This window comes from Roseateles sp. P2_H4 (assembly GCF_056403315.1).
This window is the reverse complement of record NZ_JBFUFR010000031.1, coordinates 35,559-53,820: the sequence shown is the minus strand read 5'-3', so window position 1 is coordinate 53,820 and position 18,262 is coordinate 35,559. Positions and strand designations below refer to the sequence as shown.

The following is an 18,262-nucleotide window of genomic DNA, read 5'->3' as shown; positions in this document are numbered from 1 at the left end:
GAGCTGCTACTGGGTCATGCTCCCTTGGTATGCACTGATCCTGGGCTATGCGCTGATCGGCAGCCGGCTCAGGAATTGGTGAGGCCCTGCAGCAGCGAGCCTATTGTTCCGATGATCCCTTGGCCAGCAAGGCCTTGATGACCACGGGGCGGGTCGACGAGGCGCTCGCCGTCATTTGAGATTTGCCCGCTCTCAAGGCCGCGCTGTCGGACATGATGTTGACGGCCTCGTTCAGGAGGACGTCGTTGACGGCGTCCCTGGCCTTTTCTGCGGCGAGATCCTTGCCGAGCTTGCGTTCATTGAACTGCAGGCCATCGTCTGCCAATGCACTGCCCGCGCCCGACGCAGCGCCGGTTCCGGCGCCGCCCGCCATCGCGGCCAAGCGCTTCTCCAAAGCGGCGCGTTCCTTGCGACGAACCCCTTCGTTGAGTGAAATGACATTGTTCTTGCGCAGGTCCCGTGCCTTTGCAACGTCCTCCAGCAGGCCCTGGTAGTCACGGTCGCCCCGGACGCGGCTCTCGTGCCATGCCAGCAGGCGTGGCAGCTGTGGGGTCATGTCGCCCACGGGCGTGTAGTCGGCCGCCTTGACGCGGGTCCACGGCAAGGCGTTGCCGTAGCTCGCCTCGCCGAACTGGTTGTCGTCGCCGGTGGTCGGGTAGCGGATGTCCGGCGTCACGCCACGCAGTTGCGTCGTCCCGCCGTTCACCCGGAAAAACTGCGCGATGGTCATCTTCAGGTCGCCAAACACCGGCGTGGCGTTCTTGGCGATTCTGTCGAGGCTGGCGACGGTCTGGACCGTGCCCTTGCCGAAGCTGGGCTCGCCGATGACCAGGCCGCGCCCATAGTCCTGAACCGCCGCCGCGAAGATTTCCGACGCTGAAGCCGACCCCCGGTTGATCAGCACGCCCAACGGTCCGTCCCAAGCCAGGCCGGTGTCGACGTTTGTCGCCACGCTGATCTCGCCTTTGGCATTGCGTGTCTGAACCACCGGCACCTTGCCGATGAACAGGCCCGTCAGGTCCACTGCTTCGCGCAGCGAGCCCCCGCCGTTGTTGCGCAGGTCCATCAACACGCCCTCCACCTTTTGGGCCTTCAAGTCCTGCAGCAGCCTGGCCACGTCGCGCGCCGCGCTGCGGTAGTCCTTGTCGCCCTTCTGCAGCGCGCCGACATCCTCGTAGAACGAGGGCAAGGTAATCACGCCCACCAGGCGTTTGCCCTCGCCCGTCGTCACCGAATAAACCTTGGCCTTGGCCGCGCTGTCCTGGATCGCGATGGTGTTGCGGACCAGGGTCACGGTCTTGATGGAGGGGTCAGGCCCGCTGTCGGCCGGCAGGATGTCCAGCCGAACCGTCGAAGCCATCGCGCCGCGAATCAATGCCACCACGTCGTCCAGGCGCCAGCCGACCACATCGTCCACCGGGCCCGCCGCGCCCTGGCCGACGCCCACGATACGGTCGCCCACCTTCAGTTGTCCCGACGCGATCGCGGGCCCGCCCGCCACCAGCTCCCGAATGGTGGTGTAGCCGTCAATCTCGGTCAGAAGTGCGCCGATACCCACCAGCGACAACCGCATCGCGATATCGAAGTTCTCTGCGGCGCGTGGCCCCATGTAGTTGGTTTTGGGGCTCGATCGCCATCGTGTAGGCGTTCATGAATGCCTGGAAGGCGTCGGCGCTGGAGATCTTGCCGATGCGCTTGGCGGTGCTGTCGTAGCGCTTGTCGAGCACCTTCCTGATGGCCGCGTCGTCCTGGCCCGCGAGCTTGAGCCGCAACCAATCATTCTTGACGCGCTTGCGCCAGAGGTCGAGCGACTCGGCTTCGGTAGCTGGCCAAGGCTGGTCCTTGCGGTCGATCATCAGCGTCTCGTCGCGCTCGAAGTCGAACCCCTTGGCCAGCAGGCTGCGGGCAAAAGCCATGCGCTCGACCGCCCGGCGTTCGTACAGGTTGAAGATCGCGAACGGCGCGCGCAGGTCCTCGGTCAGGATTGCATCGTCAAGCCGGCTGCGGTCCACCGCCAGGCGGTCGATGTCGGACTGCAGGAAGTACAGCTTCTCGGGGTCGAGCGACTTCAGGTACTGGTTGAACACCTTGCCCGACAAGGCATCGTCGAGGGGGACGGCCTTGTAGTGGTAGCGCGAAAGCAGTTCTGCAGCCAGGCGAGCCGCCTTGGCCTCCTGCGCCGTCGGCTGCAACAGCGGCGGATATGCAAGCTCCGTGTCCGCCTTGGCAACCTGCAGTGCGGCCGCCAGGACCCACACGAACCCGATCAGCTTCTGTCTCAATCTCACTCCACCACGGTTGAACGGCCCATGAATGCTGGGCAGGCGTGGATGGTGCCACGTCACGGGCCAAAGCCCGTCAGATGACTGCGGTGGGAGCCGAATGCCCGCGCCATCTGGTTCAGGCGCTCCTTGGCCTGGGCGGCCGTGACGGCCTGAGGCGCCGCGCGCAGCTCCGCCGGGAAGCGGCCCATGCCGGCAAACAGGCAATACCAGGACGGGCGCAGATACATCAGCCCGGCGCCATGGCGTTCCAGCTCGGCTTCGAAATCGCCGCCACGGTCCCAGACATCCAGCAGGCTGGCTAGACGGTCGGAGATGTTGCGGTTGGCGCGGTTGGCCCGCCAATAGTCGGTGTCGCGCCGCGTGTTGAGCTGGTAGTGGGCGACGACATAGTCGCGCACGCCTTCGAACATCGCGTTGACGCGCTCGTTGTAGGCCGCCTGGCGTGCGCGGCCGAAGCCGTCGCTTTCGCAGTCGGTGATGAACTGCTCGACGCTGAGCTGGATCAACATCAGCGCCGTCGCCTCCAACGGCTCGATGAAGCCCTGGGCCAGGCCGATGGCGACGCAGTTCTGGCGCCAGTGCTGCTTCACACGGCCGACGCGCATACGCAGCCGGCGCGCGGTTGCGCCTTCAGCTGCGGGGCCCAGCTGCTCGCGCAGTTCGCGCTCGGCCTCGTCGTCGCTGACGAAGTCCGAGCTGTAGACATAGCCATTGCCATAGCGCGTCGTCAGCGGGATCTGCCAGGCCCAGCCGTGGCGCAGCGCCGTCGACACGGTCTCGCAAGGGATGTCATCACCGTCGACCAGCGGCGTCGGGATGGCGATGGCGCGGTCGTTGAAAAGGTTGTCGCGATAGGCGTGGAAAGGCTCGCCGAGCGTCTCGGTGATCAGCAGGCCCTTGAAACCACTGCAGTCCACAAAGAGATCGGCATCGATGCGGGCGCCGCTCTTCAGGTGTACGGCCGCGATATCGCCGTTCTCGCGCTGTTCCACACGCGCCACCGTGTCGACGACGTGGCGCACACCCAAGCCGACGGCGTGCGCTCGCAGGAAGCTGCCCAGCTTGCCGGCGTCGAAGTGATAGGCGTAGTCCGTGCCCAGCGGCGCACGGCGCTGGCGGGCCAGCTCGGCCGCGAGGAAGAAGTCCTGCGGGTTGGCGTCCGCGGCCTGGCCACGTCGGCGCAGGCAGGCATTGGTGAAGAAGAGGTTGCCCAGCTCACGGTCCGCTTCGCTGAAGAAGGGGTGGACATAGCTCTCGTAGCCGGCCACGCTGCTCCAGCCGGGGAAGCGGATGCTGCTCTTGTAGGTCGCGTCGCAGGCCGGCATCCAGTCGCGCTCTTCAATGCCTAGCGTGCGGAAGAAGTGGCGCAGGAAGGGCGTCGAGCCCTCGCCGACACCGATGGTCCCGATATCGGCCGACTCGATCAACGTGACCTCGACGCCGAGCTTGGCCCAGCGGTGGCGAAGCAGATTGGCCGTCATCCAGCCGGCCGTGCCGCCGCCGACGATGGCGATGTGCTTCGGTGTGGTCATGCAGCGGGCAAAGCGAGGCGGACTTCAAAGCCGCCGTTGGGGTGATTCCGGAAGCGCACGCTGCCGCCATGGTCGGCGACGATCTCGCGCACGATGGAAAGGCCCAGGCCGAGGCCTTCCTTGCGCAGCGCGGCACCGTGGTCCAGGCGTGTGTAGGGCTGACCGAGCTTGGCGAGCGCACCCTCAGGCACGCCGGGTCCATGGTCGCGCACGGTCACCAGCACCAGGCCGTCCTCGTCACTGCCCACGCTCACTTCGACCGGCCGCTCGGCGTCGCCGTAAAACATCGCGTTGTCGAGCAGATTGCCGATGGCACGCTTGAGCGCCAGCGGCTTGCCGAACACGGTCAGCGGCTCGTTCTGCAGTTCGATCTTGTGCCCGCCCATGCGCGCGTCCCGCACCATCTTCTGCAGCACGAGATCGATGCGCAGCGGCGCGCGGTTCTCGTGGATATCGGTGTCCTTGACGATCTGCAGCGCCGTCTTCACCATCATGTCCAACTCGTCCAGGTCCTCGTGGAACTCGTCCTGCACGGCGGTGTCGTCCAGCAGTTCGCTGCGCAGCCGCAGCCGCGTGATCGGCGTTCTCAAATCATGAGAAATGGACGCGAACAGCCGCTCGCGGTCCCCTATGTAGCGGCGGATGCGCTCCTGCATGTCGTTGAAGGCCTCGATGGCCTGCCTGACCTCCTGCGTGCCGCTGACGCGCAGCGGCTTGGGCGCCACGCGCCTACCCACGCGCGCCGCCGCCTGGCTCAGGCCGGCCAGCGGCCGCGTGATGGCGCGCACGGCGATCAGCGTCAGCAGCACGGCCAGGCCCAGGGCCAGCAGTTGCGGCGTCAGGCGCTGCCAGGTGAAGAACTCCAGCTGCTCCAGGAAATAGGGGTCGGGCAGGGTGCTGCTGAGGTAGAGCCATTGGCCCGGTTCGGTCTCGGCCTGGATGACGAGGAAGGGTGCAGGCCGCTCGGCGGCGATCAGGGACGGCTCGACCCAGCTCTCGGGCAGATCGCTCAACAGCGCGCCGCCGGGTGACACGGCCAGGCCGATCGGCGAGGCAAGCACGACGCGCACCGTCGTTCCCTTGGGCAACTGGGCCGTCAGCTCCTGGGTGACCTGCTGCTCCAGCATGCGGGCCATCGGCTGGTCGGGCAGCGGCGCCACGGTCACGGCGGCGCCGTTGAAGAAGACGAGGAAGCGCGTGCCTCCCATGGTGCGAAGTTGCTCGATGAGCAGCGGTCGGTAGGCCGCCGGCAGCTCGCGCAGCGCGCGCACCGCGCCGATGGCGCCGCTGGCGACGTGGTGGGCCGCCAGCTCGGTCTGGCGCCGCACGCGCTGCTCTATCTGGCTGTACCAGACCAGGTTGACGGCGAGTTGGACGAGCGCCAGGCCGCCCAGCATGGCCAGCACGAAGCGGCCTTGCAGGCTGTCGAACAGGAAGCTGCCAAAACGCTGCGGCCAGCTGCGCATTCGCGCAGGCGGCCCCACGTCCTCGGCCACCTCAGAGAGCATGCCGCGGCGTCACGGTCGTGGAAAAAACATAGCCGGAGCCGCGCACGGTCTTGATCAGCGCCGGCTGTTTGCCGTCGTCCTGCAGGCGCTGGCGCAGGCGGCTGACCTGCACGTCCAGCGACCGGTCCAGCGGGCCGAGGTCGCGGCCGCGCGTGACCTCGGCGAGGCGGCTGCGGTCCAGCACCTCGCCGGGGTGCTCCACCAACAGCTTCAGCAGCTGGAAGTCCATGCCCGAGAGCGCCGTCGCCGTGCCGTCGGGGTCGATGAGGCTGCGCTCCAGCAGGTCCAGCGTGAAGCCGTTGAAGGCGTAGTAGCGCGGCTCCTTGGTCTTCTCCTGGCCGGTGCGGCGCGTGATGGCCTTGATGCGCGCCAGCAGCTCGCGCGGGTTGAAGGGTTTGCCGAGGTAGTCGTCGGCGCCCAGCTCCAGGCCGACGATGCGGTCGGTTTCATCGGCGCTCGCCGTCAGCATGATGACCGGCACCTCGGAGCGGCGGCGCACCGACTGGCACAGCGTGAAGCCCTCGGTGTCGGGCAGCATCACGTCGAGGATGCACAGGCTGATCTCGTCGCGGTGGCGCTCGAACTCGGCCATGAAGCTTGCGCCGTCGTGGGCCAGCAGCACCTCGTACTGGTTCTTCTCGAGGTAGGTCTTGAGCAGGCTGCGGATTTTCTGGTCGTCGTCGACGATCAGGATCTTGCGCGGGGTCATGGTGTGGCCTTGGAGTTCTTGGGGGCGAGGGCGCGCAACAGGCCCTGCAATTTGCGCTGGGCGGCGGCGGGCGTCTGGCTCGGGTCCAGCGCAAAGCGGTGGACGGTTTCGATGATGGCGTTCTTGCCGATCTCGCCAAAGGCCATGCGGTGCACGAGGCTGGGCACGCGCGGCGTGTTGGGGTTGGCGAAGAGATGGAAGGAGGCCTGCGCGCAGGGGTCCAGCTCGTCCACCGGCACGTCGCGGCGCACGGGGATGGAGCCCTTGATGCGGTTGTAGCCCAGCTGCAGCGTGGCGCTGCCGAGCAGCTCGGCCATCTTCTCCTGGTCGGCCTGGCTGCCGCCGTTGCCGGCCAGCATGGCCAGGGTGTCGATGCTGTAGAGATGGGCCTGGGCGGTGCCGGGCACGGCCTTGCAGCTGAAGTCGCGTTCGCCCTCCAGCCCCATGGCACCGAGCTCGCCGCGGGCCCAGTCGCCCATGATCATCATGGCGGCGCGCTCGTTGGCAAAGTCGGCGACGACGTCGGTCCAGGGGCGCTCGCCCGGTGCGGCGCCCCCTGCCGAGTTCGCGGGCAAGGCGAGATTGCGCCAGTTGCGCAGGCGCTTGAGTGCGCGCTCGAGCGCCGGGTCGTCGAAGGCGCTGAGGTCGCGCTGCTCAAGCATGCGGCGATACAAGGCCGGGCCGGCCTCGCTGAGCAGCATGGCCTCGAAGATGGTGGCCACCTGCCAGGGCTCGTCGCTGAAGGCCACCGGCGTGATGCCGGCCGCGCGCAGCTTGACGGCGGCGCGCTCCAGGCCGTCCCAGTCGTTCGGCGGCTCGATGCCGAGGCGCTTGAACAGCGCCTTGTTCAGGTAGAGGTTGTTGATGCGCTGGATGCCCAGCGGCGCGGCGACGATGTGGCCGTGCACGGTGACCTGGGCCATGACCTGCGGGAACATGACCTTGGACCAGTTGCGCCTGGCTGCGACGCCGTCGAGTTCGAGCAGCAGGCCCATGTCGGCCCACTCGTTCATGGACGCGCCATTGAGCTGGGCCACCTTGGGCGCCATGCGGCGCAGGATGCGTTCGTTCAGCACCTTGATGGCCGGGCCGCCGCCGCCGCCGGCCACGGCACCGTCCACCCACTTCAGGCCGTTCTCGGCCATGCGTGCGGCCACATGGTTGGCCGCGGCGCGTTCGCTCGCCGACGTCCACCAATGCAGCACATTCAACTCACCGGCGCCCTCGACCGCGGGCGTGGCCGCCGCTGGGCCGGCCGCCATGGCCGCACAACTCCAGGGCAAGACCGCCAACGCCAACATGCGACGCATCTTGCGGGCCGCCCGGCAGCGCCAACCTTGCGTTGTGTACGACTTCTGTAATGTTGTGTGACTCAAGGACAACCGCCACCTGCCGGGAGGCGGAGATTGTCTTGTTCAGCGTCGCAAAAGGCGATTGGGGCTTACCGTGACTCTCAGTTGTAAGCGAGGGCTTGCGCAGCCGGAATCCGCAGCGCGCGACGCGCAGGCAGGGCGCAGGCGATGAGCGAAATCAGCGCCATCAAGCCCAGCCATCCGAAGGCCACGCCAGCGCTCGGCACCAGCCGCCACGGCACGCTGAACATGATGCGGCCGAAGGCCACCTCGAGCAGGGCGCTGATGGGCAGGGCCAGGGGCAGCGATGTCAGCCAGGCGAGGGCGACCAGCGTGAGGCCTTCGACCTGCACCATGGCGAGGATGGCGCCATCGCGCGCGCCGATGGCACGCAGCACGCCGATCTCGCGGCGGCGCTCCAGCACGGCCAGGCCCATGGTCGAGGCCAGGCCCATGGCGCCGACGGCGATCATCACCAGGCCCATGGCGCCGAGGAAGTCGACGACCATCAGCAGGTGGTCCTCGACGACGCGGCGGCTCTCGGCCTGGGACTGTGTGGCGGCGACGCTGATGCCGGCTTCGGTGAAGGCCTCGCGCAGCTGGCGCGCGGCGTCGAGCAGGGCGACGGATGATTCGGGGCGGTCCAGGCGCAGCACAAGGCTGGTGGCGAGCTCATTGCCGGCCAGCGCATCCAGCGCGGCACGCGATGCATAGGCCAAGGCCTGCGGGCCGGCTTCGACAATACCGACGACGGTCCAGTCGCGCTCGGCGATGCGGTGATGACTGCCGACGCTCAATGCGGGCTGCTGCCTGAGCAGCAGGCGGCTGACGACGAGTTCCTGGGCGGCCCCGTCGCCCAGCCAGCGGCCTTCGACCAGGTGCGGTGCTAGCAGCCGGCCGGCGGACGGCACGCCGAGCAGCGTCAGGGGTTCGGCCCCCAGGCTGGTACGCAGACCGCGCCAGGCTTCGGCGCCTGCAATGCCGGGCACGTCGGCAGCCAAGGCCTCCAGCCGGGCCGCCGGCGTCGGCACGCCGACGCGCACCTGCAGCTGATAGCGCTGCGCATCGAAGAGATCGTCCACCGAGCCGCGCACGGCGCTGCGCAGATTGGCCGCACCCAGGTACACCGCGCCGCCGCTGGCCAGGGCCAGCATGGTCAGCAGCATGCGCTGGCGGCGGCGGAAGGCATTGCCGATCGACAACAGCAGCGGCCGCGCCCAGCCGCCCAGCAGCGGCACCATCCGGGCCGCGAGGGCGCCGCGCTTCAGACCCAGGGCCTGGCCTTCGCGGGTGATGCCGATGTCGCGCAGCGCCTCGCCCACGGGCCGGCGCAGGGCCGCGCGCACCGGCAGTGCGGCCGCCGCCAGCGGCAAACCGACGCCGACCACCAACTGCAGCGCGACCGCCCAGACGGGCGTCGCGACGCCGTCGAGCGGAAAGTTCAGCAGCTCGGCCTTGAGGCCGCCGTAGATGCGGCCGAGCCAGAGCGCGGTGGGCAGGGCGATGGCCGACGCCAGCAGACCCAGCGCCCCGGCCTGCGCCAGCACCATCGTGCCGATCTGCGCGGGCGAGCCGCCCAGCACCTTCATGACGCCGATCTCGCGCGTCTGCCCGGCCAGCATCGCGCTGACGAGGTTGACGACCAGGAAGCCGCAGGCCAGCAGCGCCAGCAGGCCGAAGGCGCCTTGCGTCATCAGCAGCGAGTCCATCTGCGCGGCGTGGATGTGCTGGCCGGGCTCTGGCACGTCGATGCTCTTGACCGTGTAGCCGCCTGCGGTCAGCGCGGCTTTCAAGGCATCGACGGCGCCACGCACCTCTGCGCGCGTGGCGTGCTCGTCGCGCACGCGGAACTGCAGTTCGTTGAAGCCGGCCGGCGCACCAAGCCGCGTTAGCACGGCCTCGCTGCCATAGAGATAGACGAGGTTCTCCATCCAGCCCGGCGCCTGGCTGACGTCGCGCACCAGGCCCTTGATGTCGACCGATGCGGTCTCGGCGCCGGCCAGGCGCAGCGACACCGGCTCGCCGACACTGGCACCCGAGAAGTCCAGCGAGGAGCGCTCTATCCAGAGCCCGCCGTCGGTCGGTGGCGTGTCGAGCTGCAGCCGCCCGATGTCGGCGCGCTGGAAGTCGTCCATGGCGATGACGACGGCGTTGCGCGAGCGGCCATTGGCCTGCACGGCCGCCATCACGCTGCGCCGCAGCCGCGCGGCGGCGACCTGGGGCAGTGCCTTGGCAAGGGCCAGGGCCTGCCCATCGGCTTTATCCAGCACCAGCGTGGCCGAGACCGGCATGCTGGCGCGATAGCCCTGGTCGGTGGCACGCTCAACCAGCGCCCAGGCGTTCAGGATGATGCCGGCAGCGGTCAGGCCGAGCGCGACTGCAAGCACGACGAGCAGGCTGCGTGCGCGGTGCTGCCAGAGGTCGCGCCAGCTCTTGAGCGCAGGGGAGCGCTGGATGAGTCTCCGCGATGCGGCGCGCCCCGGTTCGGGATGAGCTGCAAGGCGCAAACCGGAGTCATAGCTCTGGCTATGGCGAGGATTTGCAACGCGGCAGATCGCCCAAAGCAGGGATGCGCAGCGCGCGAGGGACTTGTTCAGCGCTTCCCTAGTCATGACGGCGGTCCTCGACGAGGCGGCCGTCGCGCAGGCGCAGGCTGCGCTGCACCTGGCCGAGTGCGGCGGCTTCATGCGTGACCATGACGATGGTGACGCCCTGTTCGCGCGCCAGCTCGGCCAGCAAGGTCAGCAGCGCCTCGGCGTTGACGGAGTCGAGGTTGCCGGTCGGTTCGTCGGCCAGGATCAGCGCCGGTGCGTTGGCCAGCGCCCGCGCCAAGGCCACGCGCTGCTGCTGGCCACCCGACAGGGCCGCCGGGAATTTGTCGGCCTGGTCGGCGACGCCCAGGCGCTCGAGCAGGGCCCGCGCCCGCTCGGGCCGCTCGGCGGCGGGCCATTGGTCGCAGAAGTCCATGGGCAGCATGACGTTCTCCAGCGCCGTCAGCGTGGGCAGCAGCTGGAAGAACTGGAAGACCACGCCGACGGCCTTGCCGCGCCAGCGTGACAGGGCCCGTTCGGGGAGGGCGCGCAGGTCCTGGCCGGCGACGCTGAGCTCGCCGCTGCCGGCGCGATCGATGCCGGCGAGCAGGTTGAGCAGGGTCGACTTGCCGCTGCCCGAGGGGCCGACGACGGCGACGAATTCGCCGCCCTGAATGTCGAGGTCGAGGCTGCTGAGGGCGTGGAATTCACCGCCCGCGACGGGGTAGCTCTTGCCGACGCCGCGCAGGCGGATGAGTGAGGTTGGGGTGTCCATGGCGGCCAATGTAGGAAGCGGTGGGGCCGGTGGCGCGCCGTTCGACGGCGTGGTTCTGCCACTCGGCGAATCGCCCCTCGCCAGGCGTCGCGCGTGTCGCGATGCTGGCGCCATCCCTTACCTGGAGACACCATGAAAGCCCTTGTTCTCTCGCTCGCCCTTGTCCTGACCGGCGTCGCCCATGCCCAGCATGGCGGTGGCGCGCCTGCCGTGACCGCCGCCGTGCCGGCCGAGGCCGCGCAGTTCGATTTCCTCGTCGGCCAGTGGGAGCTGGAGGTGAGCCCGAAGGTCAACGGCCTGGCCGCGATGATCCACGGGGCGCCGAAGCTGGTGGGCAGTTGGAAGGCCTGGAAGGCCTTCGACGGCTATGGCCTGGACGACGAGTTGCGCATCCTCGACGCCTCGGGCAACCCGGTGTCGCTGAACCACAGCCAGCGCATCTTCGACAGCAAGACCAAGCGCTGGCTGGTCAACGGCCTGGATGTCTATCGCGCCCGCTTCGGCAGCAGCACGGGCCAGTGGCAGGACGGTGAGATGCGCCTGGAGGGCAGCAGCCAGAACGCCGAGGGCAAGACGGTGACGACACGCACGCGCTACCTCGAGATCACGGCCGACCGCTTCAAGATGCGCCAGGACCGCTCCTATGACAATGGCGCAACTTGGGAGGAAGGGACGCTGACGGTGGTAGCCAAGCGAGTCTCACGCAAGGCAACTCGATAAGCGAAGCAAAGATGGGGCGAGCCTGGATCTGGGTGCAATGGCTGATCGGCTGGCTGCCGGTGGCCGCGCTGTTTGCGGTGCTGATGATGACGGTGCACGGCGCCGGCATTCATGAGGCGCTGCATTACTCGCTGCGGCTCATGGCGACGGCGGCCGTGCTCGGCCTCGTCGTGCACCGGGTCACCGCTCGCCTGCCCTGGCCGCATCCGATGCGGCTGGCCTTCCTGGCCAAGCATGCGCTGGGTGCAGCCCTGTACGCCGTGGCTTGGGTGCTGGCCAACAGCGCCGTCGAGAGCCTCATGGTGGGCCGCACCGTGCTGGTGATCGGGCCTGGCATCGCGGCCTACCTCGTCACCGGCGTGTGGTTCTACGTGATGATTGCCGGCGTTGCCTATGCCCAGCGCGCCGCCGCCCGCAATGCCGAGCTGGAGGCCCTGCAGGCGCGCAGCCAGCTCGCGGCGCTGCGGGCCCAGCTGCACCCGCATTTCCTGTTCAACGCCCTGCACACGGTGGTGCAGCTGATCCCGCTGGACCCCGAGCGCGCCACGCGCGCGGCCGAGCAGCTCGCGGCCCTGCTGAGGGCGAGCTTCGACAACCCGCGCGAGCTGGTCACGCTGCGCGAGGAATGGAAGGTCGTGCAGCTGTATCTGGACATCGAGGCGATCCGATTTGGCGAGCGCCTGCGCGTCGTCACCGAGTTCGAGGAGGCGGCGCTGAACGAGCTGCTGCCCAGCTTCGCGCTGCAGACGTTGGTGGAGAACGCGGTGCGCCATGGCGCCGCGCCGCGGGTGGAGGCGACAACGGTGCGGGTCAGTGCGCGTGTCGAAGGCGAAACCCTGAGGATCGTCACGGCGGATGACGGCATGGGCGCCGAGCCCGCCGCACTGGAGGCCGGCGGCACCGGCCTGCGCCGGCTGCGCGAGCGGCTGGGTTGGCTGTACGGTGCCAGCGCTTCGCTGACCGTGCAGACGGCGCCCGGCCAGGGTCTGCGCGCCGAGCTTTGCCTGCCGCTGAAGGACGAGGCGTGAGCGCCGCGTCGGGCCGCCCCAAGCAAGCTCGCTCCCGCTTGGCGGAACAGGCCGTAGGCCGAAGGGTGCGCCAATGAGCGAAGCCGCCGTCACCGCCCTGATCGCCGACGACGAACCCGTCGCCCGCGCCGGCCTGCGCCATCTGCTGCGTGGGCTGCCTTGGCTGCACTGCATCGGCGAGGCGGCCGATGGCCCGGCGGCCCTGGCCGAGATCCAGCGCTTGAAGCCCGAGCTGGTCTTCCTGGACATCCAGATGCCGGGTCTGCTGGGCACCGAGGTGTTGCGCCGCCTGGCCGAGTCCGGCACGCCGCCGCTGGTCATCTTCACGACGGCCCATGCCGAGCATGCGATCACGGCCTTCGAGCTGGGCGCGCTGGACTATCTGCTCAAGCCCTTTGGTGCCGAGCGCCTGAACGCCACCTTGGAGCGCGTGCGTGCGGCCCTGGGCGAGCCCGTCCCGCCGGCGCTGGAGCGTCTGGCCGAACTGCTGGGCCGTGGGCCGCTGACGCGGCTCTTCGTGCGCAGCGGCGCGGCCATCGTGCCGGTGGCGGTCAGCGAGGTCAGTCATTTCGAGGCCGTGGGCGACTACGTGGCCGTGCATGCCGGCGGCGCCGAGCATCTGCTGCACCTGGCGCTGGCGCGGCTGGAGGAGAGGCTGGACGCCGAGCGCTGGGTGCGCATCCACCGTGGCTGCATCGTCAACCTGGATGCGGTGGCGCGCTTCCGGCGCCTGGCCAACGGCCAGCTCAGCGCCGAGCTGAAGGACGGCCGGGCGCTGATGGTCAGCCGCAGCCGGTCCCAGGTCTTGCGCGGGCTGGCTGGCTGAATCAAACCGGGGCGCGGCTGGCCCGTTTCCGTGCGCCGACCCGATGCTGCAGTACACCAACGGTGCGAAATGCACCGTGACAGGGCTGTCATGGGCGGTAACCGTGCGACGGGGAGGGCGGTTGCGGGTGTGACGAAGTGCACAAAGCTGGCACGAGGCTTGCGCTCTTGCCTTCCGGCTACTCGACCCCCTCACCCCAAAACCCGGAGGACTCCCGATGCTTCGCCGTTCTGCCCTTGCGCTGGCCGCTGCCGCCAGCCTGTTCGCCCCCACCGCCTTTGCCGCCGACACCATCAAGGTGGGCGTGCTGCACTCGCTGTCCGGCACCATGGCCATCTCCGAGACGGTGTTGAAGGACACCGTGCTGATGGCCATCGACGAGATCAACGCCAAGGGCGGCCTGCTCGGCAAGAAGCTCGAGCCCGTCACCGTCGACCCAGCCTCCAACTGGCCGCTGTTCGCCGAGAAGGCCAAGCAGCTCATTTCGCAGGACAAGGTCGCCGTCGTGTTCGGCTGCTGGACCTCGGTGAGCCGCAAGTCGGTGCTGCCGGTGTTCGAGCAGACCAACTCCCTGCTGTTCTACCCGGTGCAGTACGAGGGCGAGGAGCTGAGCAAGAACGTCTTCTACACGGGTGCCGCGCCCAACCAGCAGGCCATCCCCGCCGTGGAATACCTGATGAGCAAGGACGGTGGCGGCGCCAAGCGCTTCGTGCTGCTGGGTACCGACTATGTGTACCCCCGCACCACCAACAAGATCCTGCGCGCCTTCCTGAAGAGCAAGGGCATCCCCGACGCCGACATCATGGAGGACTACACCCCCTTCGGCCATGCGGACTATCAAAGCATCATCGCCAAGATCAAGAAGTTCGCCGCCGAGGGCAAGAAGACGGCCGTCATCTCCACGATCAACGGCGACTCCAACGTGCCCTTCTACAAGGAACTGGGCAACCAGGGCCTGAAGGCGACCGACGTGCCGGTGGTGGCCTTCTCCGTGGGTGAGGAAGAGCTGCGCGGCGTGGACACCAAGCCGCTGCAAGGCCACCTGGCCGCGTGGAACTACTTCATGTCGATCAAGGCGCCGGCCAACGACGCCTTCATCAAGAAGTGGAGCGACTACGCCAAGGCCAAGGGCATCGCCGGCCACAAGGACAAGCCGCTGACCAACGACCCGATGGAAGCCACCTACATCGGCATCAACATGTGGGCGCAGGCCGTCAAGAAGGCCGGCAGCACCGACACCGACAAGGTCATCGCCGCCATGGCCGGCCAGACCTTCACGGCGCCGTCGGGCATCACGTCCAAGATGGACGAGAAGAACCACCACCTGCACAAGTCGGTCTTCATCGGCGAAGTGAAGGCGGACGGCCAGTTCAACGTGGTGTGGAAGACGCCCGGCCCGGTCAAGGCCCAGCCGTGGAGCCCCTACATCCCCGAGAACAAGGGCAAGAAGGACGAGCCCACGAAGTAAGCCGCAGCGAAGCTGCGGGGCGCCGCCCGACCGGCCAGGCCGGGTTGGGTGGTGCCCGCTGGAGAGGCGCGCGTGCTGTCGCACCGCGCTGGTTTTGACTCGGCTGGGCCTTCATGATCAAGCGACTTCTTTTCGGTTGGCTGCTGGCGCTGTCTGGCCTTCAAGCCTGGGCAGCGCTGCCCCCCGAGCTGCTCACGCGCATCGCAGCGGGCGAGGGCGACGAACGTGTCGCCGCCCTCAACGAGGCCGTGGCCCAGGCTGACCCGGCGCTGGCGGACTATCTGCATGCCCTGCTCGACGGCCGGGTGCGGCTGCGCGAGGGCAAGGCGGTCGTGGCCGCCGAGGGTGCCGCGCCACCTGACGGTGAGGAGCCCATGCTGAACAACCGCCTGCGCCGCGAGATCGACTCGGCGCTGGCGGGGCTGGCCTTGCTGTCCAAGGACCGCGATGCGCGCGCCAAGGCGCTGGTGACGCTGCGTGAAGACGCCAGCGCCGCCAAGCTGCCGCTGTACGAACGTGCGCTGGCTGCCGAGACCGATACGGAACTGCGCAGCCAGTTGAGCGCGCTGGTGGCCGGCGCCAAGCTGTCGTCCACCGATCCAGGTCAGCGCCGTGCCGCGGCGACCGAGCTGGCCGGCAGCGCGGACCCCGCGACGCGCGCCCTGCTGCTGGAAAGACTGGGCGCCGAGACCGACCCCGGCGCCAAGGCCGCGATGCAGTCGACGATAGCCGCGATCGGCGACCGCCTCGCCTGGGGCGAGCGCGCCCAGTTGCTGTTCTCGGGCCTGAGCCTGGGCTCGGTGCTGCTGCTGGTGGCCCTGGGCCTGGCCATCACCTACGGCCTGATGGGCGTCATCAACATGGCCCACGGCGAGCTGCTGATGGTGGGCGCCTACGCGACCTACTGCGTGCAGCAGGGCTTCCGCGCCTGGCTGCCGGCGGCCTTCGACTACTACCTGTGGATTGCGCTGCCGGCGAGCTTCGTCGCCGCCGCCCTGGTGGGTGCCGCCATGGAGCGCACCGTCATCCGCTGGCTCTACGGCCGGCCGCTGGAGACGCTGCTCGCGACCTGGGGCATTTCTCTGGTGCTGATGCAGGCCGTGCGCACGCTGTTCGGCGCGCAGAACGTGGCGGTGGAGAACCCCACCTGGCTGTCCGGTGGCTGGGCCCTGCTGCCCAATCTGACGCTGCCCTACAACCGCCTCGCCATCCTCGCCTTCGCGGCCCTGGTGCTGGGCGGCATGGCCCTGCTGCTGGCCAGGACGCGCCTGGGCCTGATGGTGCGCGGCGTGACGCAGAACCGCCGCATGGCCGCCTGCGTGGGCGTCAACACCGCCAAGGTTGACACGATGGCGTTTGCGCTCGGCTCAGGCATCGCGGGCTTGGCCGGCTGCGCGCTTAGCCAGATCGGCAACGTCGGCCCCGACCTGGGCCAGAGCTACATCGTCGATGCCTTCATGGTGGTCGTGCTCGGCGGTGTGGGCCAGCTTGCCGGCACCGTCTACGCCGGCCTGGGACTGGGGGTGCTGTCCAAGCTGCTGGAGGGCTGGCAGGGCGCGGTGCTGGCCAAGATCGCGCTGCTGATGCTGCTGGTGCTCGTCATCCAGAAGAAGCCGCAAGGCCTGTTCGCGCTGAAGGGCAGGTCGGTCGAATGAAGAAGCCTCTTCTCATCGCGGTGGCCGTCCTGCTGCTGCTCGTGCCGCTGCTGCACCTGGCCTTCCCGCCCGGCCATGCGCTGCATCTCAGCGAGTTCTACGTCGGCCTGCTCGGCAAGTTTCTTTGCTTTGCCATTTGTGCCCTGGCCTTGGACCTCATCTGGGGTTTCGGCGGCATCCTGTCGCTGGGCCATGGGCTTTTCTTTGCCCTTGGCGGCTATGGCATGGGCATGTATCTGATGCGCCAGATCGGCCGCGAAGGTCAGTACCAGTCGGACCTGCCGGACTTCATGGTCTTCCTGAACTGGAAGGAGCTGCCCTGGCACTGGGCGCTCAGCGATTCGCTGGTCGGCCAGATCTTCCTGGCGCTCGCGGTGCCCGGCCTGCTGGCCGCGGTGTTCGGCTACTTCGCCTTCCGTTCGCGCATCCAGGGCGTCTACTTTTCCATCATCACGCAGGCGCTGACGGTGGCGGCCATGCTGCTCTTCTTCCGCAACGAGACCGGCTTTGGCGGCAACAACGGTTTTACCGACTTCAAGCGGCTCGCGGGCATGCCGCTGAACACGCCGGGCATGAAGGTGGGCCTGTGCGTGGCCAGTGGTGTGGCGCTGATCGTTTGCTACCTGATTGCCCGCGCGCTGACGCAAAGCCGCTGGGGCCGCATCCTGCAGGCCATCCGCGACGCCGAAGGCCGCGTGCGCTTCCTCGGCTATGACCCGGTCGCGTTCAAGCTCAGTGCCTACGTCATCTCCGCGCTGATGTGCGCCCTGGCCGGCATCCTCTATGTGCCTCAGGTCGGCATCATCAACCCGGGYGAAATGAGCCCGGCGGCCAGCATCGAGATGGCCATCTGGGCGGCCGTGGGCGGCCGCGGCACGCTGATCGGGCCGGTGCTGGGCGCCTTCTTCGTCAACGGCACCAAATCGGTCTTCACGGCCTGGTGGCCAGAGGGCTGGCTCTACATCCTCGGCGGCCTCTTCATCGCGGTGACGCTGTTCCTGCCGCAGGGCTTGATGGGCTTGGCGCGGAGGTTCAAGAAATGACGCCAGAACTTCTCGAAGCCGGTTCCGAGGCGCGCTCGCGCGCGCTGACGCGCATCGCCACGGCCGGCGAGCCCATCTTCAACCAGGGCGTGGCCCTCTACGTCGAAGACCTGAAGGTCGCCTTCGACGGCTTCCAGGCGCTGGGCGGCCTGTCGTTCACGGTCGGCGTGGGCGAGCTGCGCTGCGTCATCGGCCCCAATGGCGCCGGCAAGACGACAACGATGGACTGCCTGACCGGCAAGACGCGGCCCGACAGCGGCCGCATCTTCTTCGGCAGCAACCTCAACCTGCGCCTGATGAGCGAGCAGCAGATTGCCCGCGCGGGCATAGGCCGCAAGTTCCAGAAGCCGACGGTGTTCGAGGCGCTCACGGTGACGGAGAACCTCGAGCTGGCGCTGGCAGGGGACCGTCGCGCGCGCTTCGCGATGCGTGCCAGGCTGAACGGAGAGCAGCGCGACAGGTTGGATGAGCTGCTGAAGACCGTTCACCTCGCCGAGGAAAGCGGCCGCGTTGCCGGACTGCTGTCGCACGGCCAGAAGCAGTGGCTGGAGATCGGCATGCTGCTGGCCCAGAACCCCAAGCTGTTGCTGCTCGACGAACCCGTGGCTGGCATGACCGACGAGGAAACCGAGCGCACCGCCGAACTCTTCCTGAGCCTGGAAGGCAAGCATTCCCTCGTGGTCGTCGAACACGACATGCTTTTCGTCGCGACGCTGGCCGGCGCGCATCGCACGGTCACCGTGCTGCACGAAGGCCAGACGCTCGCCGAAGGCACCATGGTGGCCGTCCAGTCGGATGAAAAAGTGATCGAGGTCTACCTTGGCCGATGA

15 protein-coding genes are annotated in these 18,262 nt (G+C 68.4%); 7 read left to right on the top strand and 8 right to left on the bottom strand.

Annotated elements, in window-relative coordinates; genetic code table 11:
- Positions 1-100: 100 nt before the first annotated feature.
- The 8 genes from AC1DW3_RS21735 to AC1DW3_RS21700 form a co-directional block, all read right to left on the bottom strand.
- The gene (locus AC1DW3_RS21735) at positions 101-1,573 is read right to left on the bottom strand and encodes a carboxy terminal-processing peptidase (protein WP_477934771.1); all 1,473 of its coding nucleotides are present in this window, start codon (positions 1,571-1,573) and stop codon (positions 101-103) included.
- Positions 1,527-2,282, bottom strand: coding sequence for a hypothetical protein (locus AC1DW3_RS21730; RefSeq protein ID WP_477934769.1), 756 nt, complete (start codon positions 2,280-2,282; stop codon positions 1,527-1,529). Before AC1DW3_RS21730 ends, AC1DW3_RS21735 begins: the two co-directional genes overlap by 47 nt.
- A 59-nt stretch (positions 2,283-2,341) precedes the next feature.
- Positions 2,342-3,817, bottom strand: coding sequence for a tryptophan halogenase family protein (locus AC1DW3_RS21725; RefSeq protein ID WP_477934767.1), 1,476 nt, complete (start codon positions 3,815-3,817; stop codon positions 2,342-2,344).
- Positions 3,814-5,325, bottom strand: a complete 1,512-nt coding sequence (locus AC1DW3_RS21720) for an ATP-binding protein (RefSeq protein ID WP_477934765.1) — start codon at positions 5,323-5,325, stop codon at positions 3,814-3,816. Before AC1DW3_RS21720 ends, AC1DW3_RS21725 begins: the two co-directional genes overlap by 4 nt.
- Positions 5,315-6,034: a response regulator gene (locus AC1DW3_RS21715; protein WP_477934763.1), complete on the bottom strand. Its 720-nt coding sequence runs from the start codon at positions 6,032-6,034 to the stop codon at positions 5,315-5,317. The genes AC1DW3_RS21720 and AC1DW3_RS21715 overlap by 11 nt, the downstream gene beginning before the upstream one ends.
- Entirely contained in the window at positions 6,031-7,296 is a 1,266-nt protein-coding gene (locus tag AC1DW3_RS21710; RefSeq protein WP_477934761.1) for an ABC transporter substrate-binding protein, read from the bottom strand. Before AC1DW3_RS21710 ends, AC1DW3_RS21715 begins: the two co-directional genes overlap by 4 nt.
- Positions 7,297-7,487: 191 nt before the next feature.
- Entirely contained in the window at positions 7,488-9,893 is a 2,406-nt protein-coding gene (locus tag AC1DW3_RS21705) for an ABC transporter permease (protein ID WP_477934759.1), read from the bottom strand.
- 97 nt (positions 9,894-9,990) lie between these two features.
- The gene (locus AC1DW3_RS21700) at positions 9,991-10,692 is read right to left on the bottom strand and encodes an ABC transporter ATP-binding protein (protein ID WP_477934757.1); all 702 of its coding nucleotides are present in this window, start codon (positions 10,690-10,692) and stop codon (positions 9,991-9,993) included.
- Between the two features lie 132 nt (positions 10,693-10,824).
- Between AC1DW3_RS21700 and AC1DW3_RS21695 the strand changes: the two genes are divergently transcribed.
- From AC1DW3_RS21695 to urtD, 7 genes are all read left to right on the top strand, one after another.
- Positions 10,825-11,412 (top strand): hypothetical protein, encoded by a 588-nt coding sequence (locus tag AC1DW3_RS21695; protein ID WP_477934755.1) that lies wholly within the window; start codon positions 10,825-10,827, stop codon positions 11,410-11,412.
- A gap of 11 nt (positions 11,413-11,423) precedes the next feature.
- On the top strand, positions 11,424-12,440 hold the full coding sequence (locus AC1DW3_RS21690; protein ID WP_477934753.1) for a sensor histidine kinase: 1,017 nt from the start codon (positions 11,424-11,426) through the stop codon (positions 12,438-12,440).
- A 73-nt stretch (positions 12,441-12,513) separates the two neighbouring features.
- Entirely contained in the window at positions 12,514-13,266 is a 753-nt protein-coding gene (locus AC1DW3_RS21685) for a LytR/AlgR family response regulator transcription factor (protein WP_477934751.1), read from the top strand.
- A gap of 217 nt (positions 13,267-13,483) precedes the next feature.
- Positions 13,484-14,734 carry an urea ABC transporter substrate-binding protein gene (gene urtA, locus AC1DW3_RS21680; protein WP_477934749.1) on the top strand — a complete coding sequence of 417 codons (1,251 nt, stop codon included), beginning with the start codon at positions 13,484-13,486 and terminating at the stop codon, positions 14,732-14,734.
- A 113-nt stretch (positions 14,735-14,847) separates the two neighbouring features.
- Positions 14,848-16,389 (top strand): urea ABC transporter permease subunit UrtB, encoded by a 1,542-nt coding sequence (urtB, locus tag AC1DW3_RS21675; protein ID WP_477934747.1) that lies wholly within the window; start codon positions 14,848-14,850, stop codon positions 16,387-16,389.
- Entirely contained in the window at positions 16,386-17,432 is a 1,047-nt protein-coding gene (gene urtC, locus AC1DW3_RS21670; protein ID WP_477934745.1) for an urea ABC transporter permease subunit UrtC, read from the top strand. Before urtB ends, urtC begins: the two co-directional genes overlap by 4 nt.
- Entirely contained in the window at positions 17,429-18,262 is an 834-nt protein-coding gene (gene urtD, locus AC1DW3_RS21665; protein ID WP_477934743.1) for an urea ABC transporter ATP-binding protein UrtD, read from the top strand. The genes urtC and urtD overlap by 4 nt, the downstream gene beginning before the upstream one ends.